The organism is Acinetobacter sp. CY05 (genome assembly GCF_059515805.1).
In genome coordinates this window covers 1-17602 of sequence record NZ_JCAKMW010000010.1, presented here as the reverse complement: position 1 = coordinate 17602, position 17602 = coordinate 1, and the positions used below count along the sequence as shown (strand labels likewise).

Sequence of the window (17602 nt, the reverse complement as noted above, 5' to 3'; positions counted from 1 at the left end):
ATCATTGTATATTTTACCTTGACCGAGAAGATATTAGGCGCTCAAAATGTTGGCAATTCTTCACACAGGCAGTCATAGACTGAAAATATAATGAGTCAATACGACGATCTTGAATACCAATTAGATACTTTGGCACTACGTACCGGTCATACACGTAGCTTTGAGGGTGAACACGGCGAGCCAATTTTCCTAACTTCATCTTTTGTGTATGCCAATGCTGCAGAAGCTGCGGCCAAATTTTCAGGTCAAGAACCAGGTAACATTTATTCGCGCTTTACCAACCCTACGGTGGCAATGTTTGAAAAACGTCTTGCCGCTCTAGAAGGTGCAGAACGCGCAGTTGCCACCAGTTCAGGTATGGCTGCGATTATGGCTGTGGCGATGTCGTATTTAAAACAAGGCGATCATGTGATTTGTTCACGCGCCGTGTTTGGTTCGACTGTAGCAATGTTTGAAAAATATGTGGCGAAGTTTGGTGTTCGTGTTGATTTTGTAGATTTAACCGATCTAGACGCATGGAAAAATGCCATTCAACCCACCACTAAACTATTATTTGTTGAATCACCTTCTAATCCACTGGCTGAAGTGGCTGATATTCAAGCTTTAGCGGACCTTGCCCATGCACATGGTGCTTTACTTGCCATTGACAACAGCTTCTGTACGCCGGTATTACAGCAGCCGTTGAAATTTGGTGCAGATTTAGTGGTTTACTCTGCAACCAAATACTTAGATGGTCAAGGCCGAGCTTTAGGTGGTGCGGTGGTGGGTAACCATGCCTTACTTGAAGACGTGTTTGGTTATGTGCGTACCACAGGTCCTTCTATGAGCCCATTTAATGCATGGGTATTCCTAAAAGGTTTAGAAACATTACGTTTACGTATGCGTGAACATTCAGCCAGTGCACAAAAATTAGCAGAATTTTTAGATGCGCATGATAAAGTTGAAAAAGTCTACTATGCAGGTCTGCCGGCACATGTAGGCCATGAATTAGCAGCTAAACAACAAACAGGTTTTGGTGGTATTGTCTCATTTGAAGTCAAAGGCGAACGTGAAGGCGCTTGGAAAGTCATTGACAATACCCAATTTATTTCCATTACCGGTAACTTGGGTGATGCAAAATCAACCATTACCCATCCAGCAACCACCACACATGGCAAATTATCAGCAGAAGCCAAAGCTGCAGCGGGTATTCGTGAAGGTTTGATCCGTGTTTCTGTTGGTTTAGAAGATATTAATGATATTATTCGCGATCTTTCTCGCGGATTAGATCTGATCTAATTATTACGTTTTTTCGGAGATTTTTATGAACATTAATATGTTGATGCAGCAAGCACAGCGCATGCAAAAAGACATGGAAGCCAATGTTAAAAAGGCTAAAGAACAGCTTGCACAAACTGAAGTCCATGCCGAAGCAGGTGGTGGTTTAGTCAAAGTGACCATGACTTGCCGTCATGTGGTAAAACGTATCCAAATTGATCCTGAATTATTGCAAGATGATGCCGATATGATTGAAGATTTAATTGCCGCGGCAATGAATGATGCTGCGCGTCAAGCGGAAGCCATTTCTGAAGAAACCATGAAAGCTGCCAACCAAGGCATGGGTTTACCCCCTGGTCTTGCTGGCATGTTCTAAGGAATTAACGTAATGTTTAGTGATCGTTTTGATCAACTGGTCCAAGCATTACGTGTTCTACCTAGCGTTGGGCCAAAATCGGCCCAGCGCATGGCATTACACCTAATGTTAAAAAACCGTGAAGGTGCCTATCAACTGGCGCAGGCTTTAACTGAAGCAGGCAATCGTTTGCATGCATGCAGTCTTTGTCATTCTTTGACCGAAGACAATGTCTGTGATATTTGTGCAGCACATGATCGTGATGGTGAAGTACTCTGTGTGGTGGAATCACCCGCGGATGTGATGGCGATTGAGCAAAGTGGGAGTTTTCGTGGTAAGTACCATGTTTTAGGTGGACATTTATCACCACTTGATGGCATTGGTCCTGAAGAAATCGGGATTCCCTATTTATTGCAGCGCTTGAGCCAAGGTGAAATTAAAGAAGTGATCTTAGCGACCAATGCTACAGTGGAAGGACAAGCTACCGCACACTACCTTTTAGAAGCCAGTAAGCATCTACCGCTGACCATGACACGTATTGCCCAAGGTGTGCCGCAGGGTGGGGAACTTGAGTACGTGGATAGTCATACTTTGAGCCAAGCCGTGCATAATCGAATGCGCATGAAATAATTTTTTATGCGTTTTTGCTTTTATATAAAAAAAATATAACTATCTTTGTATATCTCCGAGAAAATTTTAATAAAATGTGAAATAAAACACACTCTACAGCATTTTTTTATATCTAAATTATATAGATAAGGCTAAAATAATCGGGTTAAAAAGGTATCCAATGATAATCTAAGATATGTTTCAGTTTATTCAACAGCAAAAAGACTTGGAGCCAATTTTAGGGCAGATGGGACAGTGTTCGACTTACGGTTTAGATACCGAATTTATTAAGGTGGACACCCTATGGCCAAAACTTGGTGTTTTTCAAATTAATGTTGCCAATCAAGTCTATTTACTCGATGGAACTACATTAGATTTAAGCGCCTTTTGGCAGAAAATATTTGCTGCTAAGCAAAATATTTTCCATGCCTGTGGTGAAGACATTGATCTGATCTATCATTATGCACAGCAAAATCATCTCGATAATGTCTTTGATACCCAAGTGGCTTTATCTTTTTTAGGTTATGGCCTGCAGGTGAGTTATCAAAACGCGCTGAAAAATTTACTTCATATTGAGATTGATAAAGATCAGACCCGTTCGGATTGGTTGGCGCGTCCTTTAAGTCAGGAGCAGCTCAATTATGCTGCCAATGATGTGCTGTACATTATGCAATTGTCTGAAAAGATTCAGGCTGAGCTACGTGCTAAAGGTATGCTGGAGTGGGTATTAGAAGATTGTCGTCATTTAACCTATGAAATTGGTCAACAGACTCAGCCTGACTTACTGTATCAGGATGTCGGTAATTATCGACATTCTCGCCGTCAACTCATGCAGTTGCAGCGTTTAGCAATGTGGCGTGATGAACTTGCCAAAGCCTTAAATATTCCCAAAAGCTTTATTCTTAAAAATTCTAGTTTGATGGATTTGGTTGAGAAAAATCCGCGTAATCCATTTTTATTGGCCGCTGTCAAAGACGTGCGACCCAATATTGTGCGTGAATATGGCAAAACCATTTTGACCTTATTGAAAGATTTACCTGAGCCAGATGTGTGGCCTGAGCGTTTACCGCGTCCACTGCGTGCTTCACAGCAGCTGAGCGAGAAAATTGAGCAGATTTTAGCGAACGCCGTGGCAGAAACAGGTATTCCGAAAGAAGTCTTGATGCGTAAAAAATGGATGAATGCACTGCATCAGCATGTATTATTTCAATCCAGTGAAGCAAGTTTGCCCCCATATCTATTGGGTTGGCGTTATCAGCTTCTTACCCGGCCATTGCTTGATGCATTTTGCCAAGATCTGGCTTACCAGTCGGGTGATTTGGCGTAAAACTTTACATTTATGGACTGAAAGCATTAATATTTCAGTATTATAAAAAGACAGATCAAGCAAAAGCTGCGGTATCTGTCTTTTTTTTATTGTATGCTGTTCACAGTTGTTTTATGAGTTCTAATATGTACTGTTCTATTTATAAATCGAGCAAAAAAGACGAAATGTATTTATACGTGGTTCGTCCAAATGAAAATGAAGCTGAAGGCTTTGATCCGCTGTTGGTCTTACCTGAAGCAGTACGCGGTGCATTTGGTCGTGCAAGCTTTGTTATGGATTTAGAATTACACGCAGAACGCAAATTGGCACGTGTCAATGTATTGCATGTGATGGACTCACTTCAAACGCAAGGTTTCTTTTTACAAATGCCGCCTGAAGGTTTAATTAACCCAAATGCAGTGGAACCAGAAGGTTTACGCGGCGCATAAGCATCAATCAGGAGAGAAGAGATGGATTTGACATTTTTGGAGGCCATTCCTGAAGACCTGATTGCGATCACGGTTTATTTAGGCGGAAGTGCCATTATCTTATGGTGCTGGTATGAAATTGCCAAACGCCTACCTAAACTTTTAGGTGGCATGACTTGGATTCTAGGTTTTGCCATTTTACTCACTCCTACTGTGTCAGAAGGCAGCAATGCAGCACTTGCACCTGCTATTTTTGCTTTAATCTTTGGTGTACTCACGAAAGATATGCCTTTGGTATGGGCTAATTTAGCCAGTATTTTGCTGGTCACAGGGGTGGGTGCGATTTTAGGCTATTGTTGGTCAACGTATAGTGCCAATAAGGCCCAACAACACAAAGATTCTCCATTATAATAAGCAGACAGGGATGAACTATGGGCGCGGATCAGACACAATTTAATGGTAGCGACAGTTATATTGCCACCGAGAGTCTTAAGCTCGCTGTTAAAGCGGCACGTCAATTGCAAAAGCCTTTACTGATTAAAGGTGAACCGGGAACCGGTAAAACCTTATTGGCAGAACAAGTGGCACACAGTCTAGGTTTGCCATTGTTAACTTGGCACATTAAATCAACCACTAAAGCGCAGCAAGGCTTATATGAATATGACGCCGTGTCACGTTTACGTGATAGCCAGTTAGGCGATGATCGTGTTTATGAGATTAAAAACTATATTAAACCGGGTAAATTGTGGCAGGCATTTGAACGTGATGAACGCTGTGTATTATTAATTGATGAGATTGATAAAGCTGACATCGAATTTCCAAATGACCTTTTACATGAACTCGATAAAATGTCGTTTTTTGTGTATGAAACCGGTGAAACCATTTGTGCCAAGCAACGTCCAATCGTCATTATTACTTCAAATAACGAAAAAGAATTGCCAGATGCCTTTTTGCGTCGTTGTTTCTTTCATTATATTGATTTCCCTGATGAAGCGACCATGCGTCAAATCATTGAGGTGCATTTCCCCAAAATTTCTGCACAATTGGTGAATGACGCATTGCAAGTATTCTTTAAACTGCGTCAAATGCCAGGCTTAAAAAAACCGCCTTCTACTTCTGAACTCATTGATTGGTTAAGTCTGCTCATGGCCGATGATATGCCAGCAGATCTGTTAAGCAAGCATGATCAAAGTAAAGCGATTCCACCTTTATATGGTGCATTGCTGAAAAATGAGCAAGACGTACAGTTGCTTGAACGTTTGGCGTTTATGCCACGTCGTTAAACCATATGTTTTGAAATAATAGCCGGTATATCCGGTTTTTATTTTATCAGTATGTTCAAATCTTCTGAGATTGCAACATATTGCATATCGCTTGCTGCAGTCATAAGATGAAGCAAAGGGCTAATCAGGATGTGGCCCAAATTTAGTTTTAATTAAATGGGATGGGTTTATGTTTGTGCGCTTGTTTTACACTTTACGCAAATACGGCATTCCTGTCTCTACGCGTGAGCTCATTGATATCAATCACGCCGTGGCGTCAGGTTTAATATTTGCAGATCAAGAACAATTTTATCAGCTCACTCGTACTGTAATGGTCAAAGATGAGCGCTTCTTTGATAAATTTGACCGTGCGATGCAAGACTATTTTCAAGGCATTGCCAGTGTTGATCTCGATCAATTGCTCGAGCAAGTTCATAAAATCCCTAAAAGTTGGCTGGATTTAGAATTATTAGAAAAAAATCTGACCGCTGAACAGCGTGAGCAACTACAAAAAGCTGGCTCTTTAGAGGAGTTGATGAAAATGCTGGAACAGCGTTTACGTGAGCAGCATAAAAAACATCAGGGTGGCAATAAAATGATAGGTACAGGGGGGACATCACCCTTTGGTGCTTATGGTGATCATCCTGAGGGGGTGCGGATTGGTGGCCCAAGTCGCAAACGCTCAGCGGTGAAGGTGTGGGAGAAGCGGCAATACCGTAATCTAGACGATGATCAATTGCTTGGTAGTCGCCAAATGCAGATGGCCCTGCGTCGTTTGCGTAAATTTGCTCGCCAAGGTGCAGCAGAAGAACTTGACATTGATGGCACTATTCAAGCTACAGCCAAACAAGGTATGTTGGATGTACAGCTGATGCCTGAGCGGCGTAATCGGGTCAAAGTATTAATGCTGTTTGATGTCGGCGGGTCAATGGATGCACATGTTAGTCAATGTGAAAAATTATTTAGCGCGGCGAAGACTGAATTTAAGAGTTTAGAATATTTTTATTTCCATAACTGTTTATATGATTATGTCTGGAAGGACAATATCCGTCGTTCTACAACCCGAATCAATACCATCGACCTATTTAATACCTATGGACGGGACTACCGTGTGATTGTAGTTGGAGATGCCAGTATGGCACCCTATGAGGTCACGTCTATTGGTGGTTCTGTAGAATATATGAACGATGAGGCTGGACAAGTCTGGTTACAGCGTTTACAACAGCATTTTGACAAAACCGCATGGCTCAACCCTGAGGCACAGGAATATTGGCAATACACCCATACGATCGGACTGATCAAACACATTTTTGCTGATCATATGTATCCAATGACCTTAAATGGCATTGAAGATATGACACGTTACTTAGCTCGCTAGCGTAATCTACTTAGAGAACTTTTATGCAACATCACATCAACGGCATTGCTTTACCCGATGAAGACGGCTTCTTTGGTCACTATGGTGGTCAATTTATATCAGATGATCTCAAAGCAGCTATGGATGAAATTAATATCGCTTATGAAGAAATCCGTCATAGTGATGCCTTTCAACATGAACTCAAAGAATTATTTGCCCATTATGTAGGTCGTCCTAGTCCGTTATTTTATGCCAAGCGTTTATCTACACAGCTTGGTGGTGCGCAAATCTATTTAAAGCGCGAAGATTTAAACCACACCGGTGCGCATAAAATTAACCATTGTTTAGGTGAGGCTTTACTTGCTAAATATATGGGTAAAACCAAAGTCATTGCAGAAACAGGCGCAGGTCAACACGGCGTTGCTTTGGCCACGGCCTGTGCGCTAGTCGGGATTCCATGTGAAATTCATATGGGGCAGGTGGATATTGAAAAAGAACATCCTAATGTCGTTAAAATGAAGATTTTAGGTGCTCACCTCATTTCAGTAACCCGCGGTACAGCCACCTTAAAAGATGCAGTAGATAGTGCTTTTGAAGAATATTTAAAAGACCCAAAAAACTTTATCTATGCGATTGGTTCTGTAGTTGGGCCGCATCCATTTCCTAAAATGGTGCGTGATTTCCAAGCCATCATTGGAGATGAAATTAAAATTCAAAGCCAAGATCGTTTTGGGGTTAATCCTGACTATGTCGTGGCGTGTGTTGGTGGTGGATCGAATGCTGTAGGTTCATTTAGTGCATTTTTAAATGATCCTGAGGTTAAGTTGGTGGGTGTAGAGCCTGCAGGTCATGGTTTAGACACTATGATGCATTCAGCAACTTTAACCCTAGGTCGACCTAGTCAGATCCATGGAATGGCATGCTATGTGTTAGAAGATGAACATGGTGAGCCTTTACCTGTGCATTCGATTGCATCGGGTTTGGATTATCCAGGCGTTGGGCCACAGCATAGCTTACTCAAAGATTTAGGTCGTGTGCAGTATACTTCGGCGACCGACCAAGAGTGTTTAGATGCCTTTATGACTTTATCTCGTGTAGAAGGAATTGTACCTGCTTTAGAAAGTGCCCACGCCGTGGCATGGGCCATGCGTGAAGCACCAAAGTTAAGTCCAGAGACTAAAATTGTTGTCACGGTATCAGGTCGTGGTGATAAAGATGCTGATTATGTGGCTGCAAAACTCGGCTTATAATCGCGTTAAAAAAAGCCGCTCATTTGAGCGGCTTTTTTTAACCTGAAATATAATGCTGCAACTGTTCAATTAAAACACGTTGATCTTCCATCGCGGCTTTAACTAAATCGCCAATGGCAACCATGCCCAATAATTGTTCATTTTCGACCACAGGTAAATGACGTAAATGCCCATCAGTCATGATTTGTAAGCATTGTTCTACTTTCATGTTCAGCGTCACGGTAAGAACATTGCTGGTCATAATCTGATCAACATTGGTGGTAAGCGATGAACGATTTTTTAATACCACTTTATGGGTATAGTCGCGCTCTGAAATAATCCCTATCACTTTCTTATTTTCATCGGTCACGATCAAAGCACCAATGTTCTTTTCTGCCATTAACTTAATAGCACTGCGTACGCTGGCGTTAGGTGCAATGGTATAGACATGATCATCTTTACTTTCAAGTACTTGAGCAACTGTCGTCATCTTAAATTCGGGTCCTTATTGTTGTTGTGAAGTGTAAGACGTGTTAGGGCAAAAACATGCACAAAATCCAACGTCTTTATTTATATATAACAGCTTAAGTGATATTTTTACACCGTTTTTAAGCTTAAATCTTGAAAAAACCAGCTTTGCATTTGCGCAGCACTCAGTTTAAGGCGATGACGATCACTACGATACAGGGTAGGACGTACATTTAAACGCTGTAGGGTCGGCAATAAGGCGCTATTAAAATTTTCTGAGGTAATTTTGCGCGCTTTATATTGTGGCCAATGTTTTTGCGCATAACGCTCGGCATGTTGGGCATTTAACCAAAATGGAAAAATAAAGTCTTCGTGATCTTGGCTCATTGCCCAGCCTTGATGATAAAGGCCCCACAGCACACCGCAATACATCATCGATTTTAAAATGGTGACTTTTAAAAACAAATCTTGAGTCACAGGTTGTAGTAAGTGCATAAAGGTATCGAGCTAAACGAAAGAGATAGGCTTATTGTAAAAAGATCATGTGAAAGATCAGTGTAAGCTTTGCGAAAAATCGTAATTAAATATGTCTATAAAATCAATAGATGTAAAAAAACGCCACCTAGGTGACGTTTTTTCATGCTTGCATGGTGGCCATGTTTTGCCAATATTGTGCTTTTAAAGAGTCGCGTTCTACACGGAAACCTTGGTAATACAATTCAGCTAAAAATAATGCCGCTTTACCATGACCTGCGCGTGCTGCTTGTTCCAATTCTTTAACTGCATCAGAGAAATTCATTTGCGATTGAATGGTATTGACCGCATTGGCATAGACATGTTCTAAATCATGTTGAGAGATAGGCTGATTCATAGAAAACTCCTTATTGTAATTATGATCAAATTATCAGACTGTTAAGGCAGTCTTTAATTTAGTTTAAACTAAACATATTAAACTAATATTACAAACTACCTACTTGTGTCAATGTTTATATGAGGTAATTTTCACATAATTCAAGATTACATGATTAAACAATGATCTTTTTTATTATTGATTAATATAATGGATGAATAAATAAACAAAAACAAGGAGAAAAGCATGAGCACTCGTACTTTAGATGGATTTAATATGGATCTGCCACCTAGCCATGAGCAAATCATTGCTTTAGCTCGTCAGCATCGCTTAAATTTGGAAGAGGCGATCTTCCACCATGAAATTCATTTAGGTGATTTTTGCCTAGCCCAGCGTAAACGTGTCTATGATTTTACCCGTGAGCTGAGTCCTGAGCAGCGCTTAGATTTTTATAATACTTATAATGGTGAACTTGAACGCATTGCTGATGAAGACCAGCTGCATCCTGCTGATGCTGAAGGAGGAGTGAGTGTCTTTGCAATCGCTGTAGTGCTGGCCATTATTGCCTTAATTTTATATTTTGGTGTGGTGCGTAATATGGTGAGCTAATCGCTTGTACTTCTGATTGCCGCGTTTTACACTACTTGGCAATTCGAGGACATTTATGCCGTTGTATTCAAAATCATTTCATCTACCTATTACACTGCAACAATTTTATCATGTTGCAGTGTTGTTTTTAGTGCTTGCTATTGTGCTGATTGCCTATCGTAGTTTGCAACATCCTGTAGGGGCGCAACAACTGCAACAATTACAGCAGTTAGCGCGCCAACAAGAATATCCCAACACTCAATCTGTAGCCTTAAGGGTATTACGTGACTATGAGTACATCTCGTATGGGCAATACCTTAAAATTATGCATGCCCAACAGGATGAACAGCGGCAAGCCAATCAATTGCCTGCACTACAGCTGGACTAAGGCTTGAGATTGGCTTCTAACCCGCGTTGCAGTGCTTTTTTGTCTAAACTAGGTGCGGCAACCATGACTGTTAAGCGATCGGGATGAATCCAGCGCTGTATGGCATCTTGAACCTGTTTGGCGTCAATCTTCTCTAAGGCAAGACGGTAGTGTTGTAAATAGTCCTTCGATTCACCATGAAAACCTAAAGCAGCCAATTGGCTGTTGATGTCGGCATTACTGGCCAAGCTGCGTGGGAAAGCTAATAACATACCTGCTTTGGTATCTGCAAGTTGTTGTGGGTCAATGGGCTTGCGTACAAAGTCAACCAATACTTTATATGCAATTAAAATACTGTCCATCAGCTGATCTTCACGGGTTGAATAACTTAAACTAAAGCTCCCTGTTGTTTGACTAAACGAAAATTGACTACTAGCGCCATAGGTATAACCACGTTTTACGCGCAGTTCTTGCATTAAGATGGAATTAAACCCGCCACTGCCTAGCATACGATTTGCAATCTGTAGGGCCAAACGGTCTGGGTCATGCCGTGTCGTAGCAAGGTGTCCCATAATTACATGTGCTTGCGTTGAAGAAGAAGGTAAATGTTGAATGCGAATGGATGATTGCAAAGGGGCAGTGGCTAAGGGTGCTGCTTTTTGCCCAGTCCGTAACGCCCGTGCAATTTTATCGGCTAAAGCTGTGGCTTGCTGAGTGCTTAGTTGGCCTGTAATCGCAAGATTTGCATTGTTGGCCACTAAGAACTTGTTACGAAAGGCATGCATAGATGTTGGACTAATTTTTTGTAAACTGCCCACTGTTCCTGTAATCGGCTCTGCATAAGGGTGCTGAGCATATAGAGCACGATTAAACGCGATGCCTAGGAGGCGACTTGGATTTTCCTGTAGCTGCTTTTGACCAACCTTATGATTATCTACCATTCGACTTAAACCGTCTTTTTCAAACGTGGCTTGATTGATGACATGTAACACCAGTTCAATCGCCTGATTTAAGGTTTCTGGATTACTGAGGCTACGTAACTTAACAGTAAACACATCGCGTGAGACGCTAAAGCTGACTTGTGCTCCTAGATCCTCAAAGGCTATTGCTAATTGCTCAGCACTGTATTGCGGTGTACCTTCGTGCATGAGTCGCGCCGTGCTATGGGCGAGTCCAGTCAAACCAGCCATAATTTCATGGTCACGCGCACTGCCAGCATTAAAGTTTATTTGTACATCCACCATTGCGAGGCTTGGGCTTTCAACGAAAAATGTGGGAATTAGGGTCTTTAAAGCCTGTACTTTTGGTAGTTGATCCTCAACTAAACGTATATTTTGAAGACTGGTTAGGTTTTGAATGGATTGCAATTGCTCTATACGAATCGCATGATCCTCATAAATACGAACCTCAGCCAAGGTTATGCAAGAATAGCCTAAGCAAAATAAGGTGCCTAATAATTGGAAACAGTTCATCTTAAGACACCTTATTTTTTAATAAATTTTTCGAAACTAAATGTAAAACGCTTAAATTATCTCGAATCAAATAATCACGAGAAACACGTTGCAAATCCTCAGCAGTAACGGTTTTAAGCTTATGCGGGAGTTGTTCATTTAAACGAAAATCTAAACCATTAACCGCTAAATTACCGATACTTTTGGCACGTTGAGTAATATCATCTTGGCTATAAACTAAATTTGCGGCCAAACGTTGGCTAATGCGCTTCATTTCAGCCGAGTTGACACGCTCATGTTGTAAAATCTCAATTTCTTTATGGATGGCGTTTTCAGCTTGTTCAAATGAGATTCCAGTTGCAGGAAGGGCAGTGATACTAAATAAGCTATCACCACGGCTATATAAGTCGTAACTCACGCTAACCGAAGTTAAGATTTTTTGTTCACGTACTAAACGACTTTGTAAACGTGATGAAATACCGCTGTCTAAAATATTGCGTAACACATATAAAGCATAAGCGTCTTGTGGATTTGACGCCGTGCTTAAAGATTTTACATTCCATGTCATATACAAGTTTGCAACTTGCACATCACTTTGCATCTGCATATAGCGATAGCCTAATCGATCAAATTCACGCACATCATTACGCTGTGGTACAGCTTTAGCAGGAATAGCACCAAAATAGGTTTTAATCTGTTGTAAGGCCTGTTGAGGTTCGATATCACCGACCACTACTAAAATTGCATTATTGGGGGTATACCAAGTTTGATACCAATGCTTTAAGTCATGTAGCTTTAAATTTTCGAGCGTTTTCATGTGACCAATAATCGGCTGACGATAATGACTGGTCGGCAAAGCAATCCATTTAAAACGTTCAAAAGCCAAACTACGTGGATTATCTTCTGTACGTTGGCGACGCTCTTCCATGACCACTTTAATTTCAGTGTCGAAATCTTGCTGACGCAGCACTAAATTCTGCATACGATCTGCTTCTAATTCTAAAGCCATGGGAAAATAAGCTTTAGGATAAAGCTGATAATAATTGGTATAGTTGGTAAAAGTCGCCGCGTTAATTGAACCGCCATAGACTCGGCTTAACCGAGTAAATTCGTCATTTGGAACTTTAGTGGTGCCCTTAAACATCATATGCTCAAGTGCATGTGAGACGCCCAAAGTATTGCCTGATTCATCGCTGCTACCCACCTTATACCAAATTTGGCTCATCACCATAGGGGTACGATGATCAGGTTGAATAATCACTTCTAAGCCATTGCTGAGCTTGGTGTGTAATATTTGATGATCTTGAGCAGCTTGAGTACTTGCTGAATAGAGACACAGCATTGCATATACAAAGGTGCCAAAGGAGAATGGGACAAAGGACACGGAGTTGACCTAAATAAAAATTGCTAGGCTATTGTTGAAAAAAAGCCAACTGAACACAAGTCATGTTTGCAGTTGTATGTGCTCAATGTTCTCTGTAATTAAACTATGTTAGACTCTTTGTTTTTTAACGCGATGCTTTTTAAGGATTCGGCATGCAACAGCAAAATCTGCAAAATAAATTTTTGATTGATGCTGATATCGGGGATGACGATGTCACGCTACCGAGCTTACCTGCGGTAGATGTACCGATTGTGGCCATTCAACCCGCTCAAGCAGTTGCCACACCTGAAGTGACTCCAGAACAAGCACCTGCAGCATCGGGTGGTTTCTTTAGCCGTATGAAAGAGGGTTTAACCAAAACCCGTAAAAACCTTGCCGATGGTATGGTGAATATTTTAATCGGCGGTAAAGAGATCGATGATGAATTATTAGAAGAAGTCGAAGAACAACTGTTAGTCGCCGATATTGGTGTAGAGGCAACAAAAACCATTATTGCCAATTTAACTGAGCGTACCGCGCGTGGTGATTTGATTTACTCACATTCACTTTACAAAGCGTTGCAAGAAGAATTAGTGGCCTTATTGGCGCCACGTGTTAAGCCTTTGCATATTGATAGCAACAAAAATCCGTTTGTGATTTTAGTGGTGGGTGTAAATGGTGTGGGCAAAACCACAACCATTGGTAAATTGGCTAAACGCTTACAAGGTGAAGGTAAAAAAGTTATGCTAGCAGCAGGGGATACGTTCCGTGCGGCAGCCACTGAGCAGCTACAAATTTGGGGTGAGCGTAATAACATTCAAGTGGTTGCACAAGGGCATGGTGCTGATTCAGCATCGGTGATTTTTGATGCTTTTGAAAGTGCACGCGCTAAGGGTGTCGATGTATTAATTGCTGATACTGCAGGTCGTTTGCATAACAAAGGTCACTTGATGCAAGAATTGACTAAAGTTAAACGTGTCATGCAAAAAATTGATGCCACAGCACCGCATGAAATTATGTTGGTGGTCGATGCAGGTACTGGTCAAAATGCCATTAACCAAGTCGAAATGTTTGATGAAGCGGTGGGTCTGACAGGTTTAACCATTACCAAATTAGACGGAACTGCAAAAGGTGGTGTGTTATTTAACATTGCTAGTCGTACCCATGTGCCAATTCGTTTCATTGGTGTGGGTGAAAAAATTGACGATTTACGTCCATTTTCAGCCAAATCATTTGTTGCTGCATTATTTGAAACTGACAAAAATTAAGATTAGGTTTGAATTGAAAAGCTCTGCACCATGCGGGGCTTTTTTAATTCAAGAGTAGCGATTAAAAATCAACCTAGTGGAAACCATTTAAAACTCATCTTGCAATTGAAGCTTGTTTAAATTGCAACGTCGCTTACAGAAATCTCGTTTTCACACTTAATGTTCTAAATCTGAAACGTTGTGTTACGCAATAAACTCTAGGTAGAGAGAAATGGATCTTTTAGGATAAAGATCTGTTTTAAACTGTGCTGAGAACAACAATGTCATTTTTACAACATATGCAAAAACGTCGCAGTATTTATCATATTGGTACTCATGTGAGTCAAAGTGTCGACCAAATTGATGCCTTGATTCGTGAAAGCGTGCGTTTAAGTCCATCTTCATTTAATTCACAAACCTCGCGCGTAGTCACGCTATACGGTGAGTCTCATCAAAAATTTTGGAATATTGTGCTTGAAACATTGCGTCAAATTGTACCTACAGAGGCATTTCCAAATACCCAAGCCAAAATCCAAGCTTTTGCCGCAGGCTTTGGCACAGTATTATTTTATGAAGATCAACAGGTAGTGGAAGAATTACAACAGAAATTTGCTTTGTATGCAGAGAATTTCCCAATTTGGTCAGAGCATTCAAGTGCCATTGCGCAATTTGCCGTATGGACTGCATTAGCAGAACATAATATTGGCGCCTCTTTACAACATTACAATCCAATTATCGACCAACAGGTTGCCAATGCCTTTGCTATACCGACCACATGGAAATTACGTGCCCAGTTAGTATTTGGTTCTATTGAAACACCAGCAGCTGATAAAGAATTTATAGCAGATACACAACGCTTTAAGCGTTTTGATTAATTTGCCTCAATGTAAATCTGTTTAAAGTAAATTTGTCATAAAACTGACATTTAAAGTCTGCACTATGCAGGCTTTAGTTTTTCTGGCGCTTTATATCATGAAATTAAAGACATTAATGACCGGTTTGGCTTTGCTATGTAGTACCTACCTTTCAGCTGCTGTCACGATTACTGTGCCAGAGGAAATTAAAGTAGTTGCAGTCAATGGTCAGGAGTTCAACCAAGGTCTATTGAATAAGAAAAAACAGTATCAATTGGCAAGCGGTCGTCAAGATATAAGCTTACGCTATCAAGAATTCTTTCAACATGCGGACAACTCACATGATATTGTAAAGTCACAAGTCTTCAATTTTGTGACACCAGAACTTAAAGATGGTAATTATGTTTTAAAGCTCATTGATGCACCTCAGGATTTTGAAAGTGCTAAACAATATAAACAACAACCCGTTGTAGGATTATATGATGACAATAAACAATTAGTTTTACAAAAGGCTGCTGATCAATTCACGAAAAAGCCATCTTTAAACTTTGTTAGCAATACTTTTGCAATCAACCAGTCTGAATCTTTAAATCAGGTTAAAAATTCAGATATAAATGCTCTTGATCAGCAATTGATCCGACTATGGCAACAAGCATCGATAAGTGAGCGTCAGAAGTTTATGAACTGGATTGCAGAGCAAGCAAAATAAAATTAGAAAGTCATTTTTAGCCATTAATAGTGTTATTTTAATTTTTTTGATAAGTGGGCTTGCTATTTAAAATATTTTATATAGAATGGTCAGCCTAAACACGAAATGATAATATTGTTTCTGCTTTGATCTTGCTTCTGACGAAGAATCAAGAAAATCATTAAGAGATTATGAAGAACAACTTGTGTGGATTTTTACTGGTTGATCAATCGAATATATTTTCATTGATAATTGGTAAGAATTTCTCGAAGTTTATTTGAGCAAATTTTTTGTCAGTAATTGATGAGCCAAGATTGGTGCCCTATAGGCACTATTGATTTTAAACTGAAGAGTTTGATCATGGCTCAGATTGAACGCTGGCGGCAGGCTTAACACATGCAAGTCGAGCGGATGAAGGTAGCTTGCTACTGGATTCAGCGGCGGACGGGTGAGTAATGCTTAGGAATCTGCCCATTAATGGGGGACAACAGTTGGAAACGACTGCTAATACCGCATACGCCCTACGGGGGAAAGCAGGGGATCTTCGGACCTTGCGTTAATGGATGAGCCTAAGTCGGATTAGCTAGTTGGTGGGGTAAAGGCCTACCAAGGCGACGATCTGTAGCGGGTCTGAGAGGATGATCCGCCACACTGGGACTGAGACACGGCCCAGACTCCTACGGGAGGCAGCAGTGGGGAATATTGGACAATGGGCGAAAGCCTGATCCAGCCATGCCGCGTGTGTGAAGAAGGCCTTTTGGTTGTAAAGCACTTTAAGCGAGGAGGAGGCTACTTAGATTAATACTCTAGGATAGTGGACGTTACTCGCAGAATAAGCACCGGCTAACTCTGTGCCAGCAGCCGCGGTAATACAGAGGGTGCGAGCGTTAATCGGATTTACTGGGCGTAAAGCGTGCGTAGGCGGCTTTTTAAGTCGGATGTGAAATCCCTGAGCTTAACTTAGGAATTGCATTCGATACTGGGAAGCTAGAGTATGGGAGAGGATGGTAGAATTCCAGGTGTAGCGGTGAAATGCGTAGAGATCTGGAGGAATACCGATGGCGAAGGCAGCCATCTGGCCTAATACTGACGCTGAGGTACGAAAGCATGGGGAGCAAACAGGATTAGATACCCTGGTAGTCCATGCCGTAAACGATGTCTACTAGCCGTTGGGGCCTTTGAGGCTTTAGTGGCGCAGCTAACGCGATAAGTAGACCGCCTGGGGAGTACGGTCGCAAGACTAAAACTCAAATGAATTGACGGGGGCCCGCACAAGCGGTGGAGCATGTGGTTTAATTCGATGCAACGCGAAGAACCTTACCTGGTCTTGACATACAGAGAACTTTCCAGAGATGGATTGGTGCCTTCGGGAACTCTGATACAGGTGCTGCATGGCTGTCGTCAGCTCGTGTCGTGAGATGTTGGGTTAAGTCCCGCAACGAGCGCAACCCTTTTCCTTATTTGCCAGCACTTCGGGTGGGAACTTTAAGGATACTGCCAGTGACAAACTGGAGGAAGGCGGGGACGACGTCAAGTCATCATGGCCCTTACGACCAGGGCTACACACGTGCTACAATGGTCGGTACAAAGGGTTGCTACCTCGCGAGAGGATGCTAATCTCAAAAAGCCGATCGTAGTCCGGATTGGAGTCTGCAACTCGACTCCATGAAGTCGGAATCGCTAGTAATCGCGGATCAGAATGCCGCGGTGAATACGTTCCCGGGCCTTGTACACACCGCCCGTCACACCATGGGAGTTTGTTGCACCAGAAGTAGGTAGTCTAACCGTAAGGAGGACGCTTACCACGGTGTGGCCGATGACTGGGGTGAAGTCGTAACAAGGTAGCCGTAGGGGAACCTGCGGCTGGATCACCTCCTTAACGAAAGATTGGCGACCGGTAAGAATCCACAACAAGTTGTTCTT

Annotated in this window: 19 protein-coding genes and 1 rRNA gene; 15 read left to right on the top strand and 5 right to left on the bottom strand. The window is 41.6% G+C overall.

Annotated features, from left to right (window positions below):
- The first annotated feature begins 90 nt into the window (after positions 1-90).
- From AC5YCD_RS08655 to trpB, 9 genes are all read left to right on the top strand, one after another.
- Entirely contained in the window at positions 91-1278 is a 1188-nt protein-coding gene (locus AC5YCD_RS08655) for an O-succinylhomoserine sulfhydrylase (protein ID WP_496129654.1), read from the top strand.
- A gap of 25 nt (positions 1279-1303) precedes the next feature.
- Positions 1304-1633: a YbaB/EbfC family nucleoid-associated protein gene (locus AC5YCD_RS08650; RefSeq protein WP_496129653.1), complete on the top strand. Its 330-nt coding sequence runs from the start codon at positions 1304-1306 to the stop codon at positions 1631-1633.
- A gap of 12 nt (positions 1634-1645) precedes the next feature.
- Positions 1646-2242, top strand: coding sequence for a recombination mediator RecR (gene recR / locus AC5YCD_RS08645; protein WP_496129652.1), 597 nt, complete (start codon positions 1646-1648; stop codon positions 2240-2242).
- A 175-nt stretch (positions 2243-2417) separates the two neighbouring features.
- Positions 2418-3548, top strand: coding sequence for a ribonuclease D (locus tag AC5YCD_RS08640; RefSeq protein WP_496129651.1), 1131 nt, complete (start codon positions 2418-2420; stop codon positions 3546-3548).
- Between the two features lie 125 nt (positions 3549-3673).
- Entirely contained in the window at positions 3674-3976 is a 303-nt protein-coding gene (locus AC5YCD_RS08635) for a YcgL domain-containing protein (RefSeq protein WP_496129650.1), read from the top strand.
- 21 nt (positions 3977-3997) lie between these two features.
- Positions 3998-4366: a hypothetical protein gene (locus AC5YCD_RS08630; RefSeq protein ID WP_496129649.1), complete on the top strand. Its 369-nt coding sequence runs from the start codon at positions 3998-4000 to the stop codon at positions 4364-4366.
- 20 nt (positions 4367-4386) lie between these two features.
- A complete protein-coding gene (locus AC5YCD_RS08625; RefSeq protein ID WP_496129648.1) occupies positions 4387-5238 on the top strand; it encodes an AAA family ATPase in 852 nt (283 codons plus the stop codon).
- A 169-nt stretch (positions 5239-5407) separates the two neighbouring features.
- Complete coding sequence (locus AC5YCD_RS08620; protein WP_496129647.1) at positions 5408-6595, top strand: vWA domain-containing protein; 1188 nt, start codon at positions 5408-5410, stop codon at positions 6593-6595.
- Positions 6596-6618: 23 nt separating this feature from the next.
- Positions 6619-7824 (top strand): tryptophan synthase subunit beta, encoded by a 1206-nt coding sequence (gene trpB, locus AC5YCD_RS08615; protein ID WP_496129646.1) that lies wholly within the window; start codon positions 6619-6621, stop codon positions 7822-7824.
- Between the two features lie 37 nt (positions 7825-7861).
- On the opposite strand, the gene AC5YCD_RS08610 is transcribed toward trpB, so the two are convergent.
- The 3 genes from AC5YCD_RS08610 to AC5YCD_RS08600 all read right to left on the bottom strand — a co-directional run bounded on the left by AC5YCD_RS08610 (position 7862) and on the right by AC5YCD_RS08600 (position 9142).
- Positions 7862-8293: a CBS domain-containing protein gene (locus AC5YCD_RS08610; protein ID WP_496129645.1), complete on the bottom strand. Its 432-nt coding sequence runs from the start codon at positions 8291-8293 to the stop codon at positions 7862-7864.
- Positions 8294-8400: 107 nt separating this feature from the next.
- Positions 8401-8766, bottom strand: coding sequence for a DUF2750 domain-containing protein (locus tag AC5YCD_RS08605; RefSeq protein WP_496129644.1), 366 nt, complete (start codon positions 8764-8766; stop codon positions 8401-8403).
- A 142-nt stretch (positions 8767-8908) separates the two neighbouring features.
- On the bottom strand, positions 8909-9142 hold the full coding sequence (locus AC5YCD_RS08600) for a hypothetical protein (protein WP_496129643.1): 234 nt from the start codon (positions 9140-9142) through the stop codon (positions 8909-8911).
- Positions 9143-9367: 225 nt separating this feature from the next.
- Between AC5YCD_RS08600 and AC5YCD_RS08595 the strand changes: the two genes are divergently transcribed.
- A complete protein-coding gene (locus AC5YCD_RS08595; RefSeq protein WP_496129642.1) occupies positions 9368-9730 on the top strand; it encodes a hypothetical protein in 363 nt (120 codons plus the stop codon).
- A 55-nt stretch (positions 9731-9785) separates the two neighbouring features.
- On the top strand, positions 9786-10097 hold the full coding sequence (locus AC5YCD_RS08590) for a hypothetical protein (RefSeq protein WP_496129641.1): 312 nt from the start codon (positions 9786-9788) through the stop codon (positions 10095-10097).
- Here the strand turns inward: AC5YCD_RS08590 and AC5YCD_RS08585 are convergent.
- Together AC5YCD_RS08585 and AC5YCD_RS08580 are read right to left on the bottom strand one after the other, a co-directional pair.
- On the bottom strand, positions 10094-11548 hold the full coding sequence (locus tag AC5YCD_RS08585) for a M16 family metallopeptidase (RefSeq protein WP_496129640.1): 1455 nt from the start codon (positions 11546-11548) through the stop codon (positions 10094-10096). The genes AC5YCD_RS08590 and AC5YCD_RS08585 overlap by 4 nt on opposite strands.
- 1 nt (position 11549) lies before the next feature.
- Positions 11550-12869, bottom strand: coding sequence for a M16 family metallopeptidase (locus tag AC5YCD_RS08580; RefSeq protein ID WP_496129743.1), 1320 nt, complete (start codon positions 12867-12869; stop codon positions 11550-11552).
- Positions 12870-13063: 194 nt separating this feature from the next.
- Here AC5YCD_RS08580 and ftsY point away from each other — a divergent pair, with 194 nt between their 5' ends.
- From ftsY to AC5YCD_RS08560, 4 genes are all read left to right on the top strand, one after another.
- The gene (ftsY, locus tag AC5YCD_RS08575; RefSeq protein WP_496129639.1) at positions 13064-14158 is read left to right on the top strand and encodes a signal recognition particle-docking protein FtsY; all 1095 of its coding nucleotides are present in this window, start codon (positions 13064-13066) and stop codon (positions 14156-14158) included.
- A gap of 260 nt (positions 14159-14418) precedes the next feature.
- The gene (locus AC5YCD_RS08570; RefSeq protein WP_496129638.1) at positions 14419-15012 is read left to right on the top strand and encodes a nitroreductase family protein; all 594 of its coding nucleotides are present in this window, start codon (positions 14419-14421) and stop codon (positions 15010-15012) included.
- Between the two features lie 97 nt (positions 15013-15109).
- Positions 15110-15700: a DUF2057 family protein gene (locus AC5YCD_RS08565; RefSeq protein WP_496129637.1), complete on the top strand. Its 591-nt coding sequence runs from the start codon at positions 15110-15112 to the stop codon at positions 15698-15700.
- Positions 15701-16021: 321 nt separating this feature from the next.
- Positions 16022-17558, top strand: a 16S ribosomal RNA gene (locus tag AC5YCD_RS08560).
- Positions 17559-17602 lie beyond the last annotated feature (44 nt).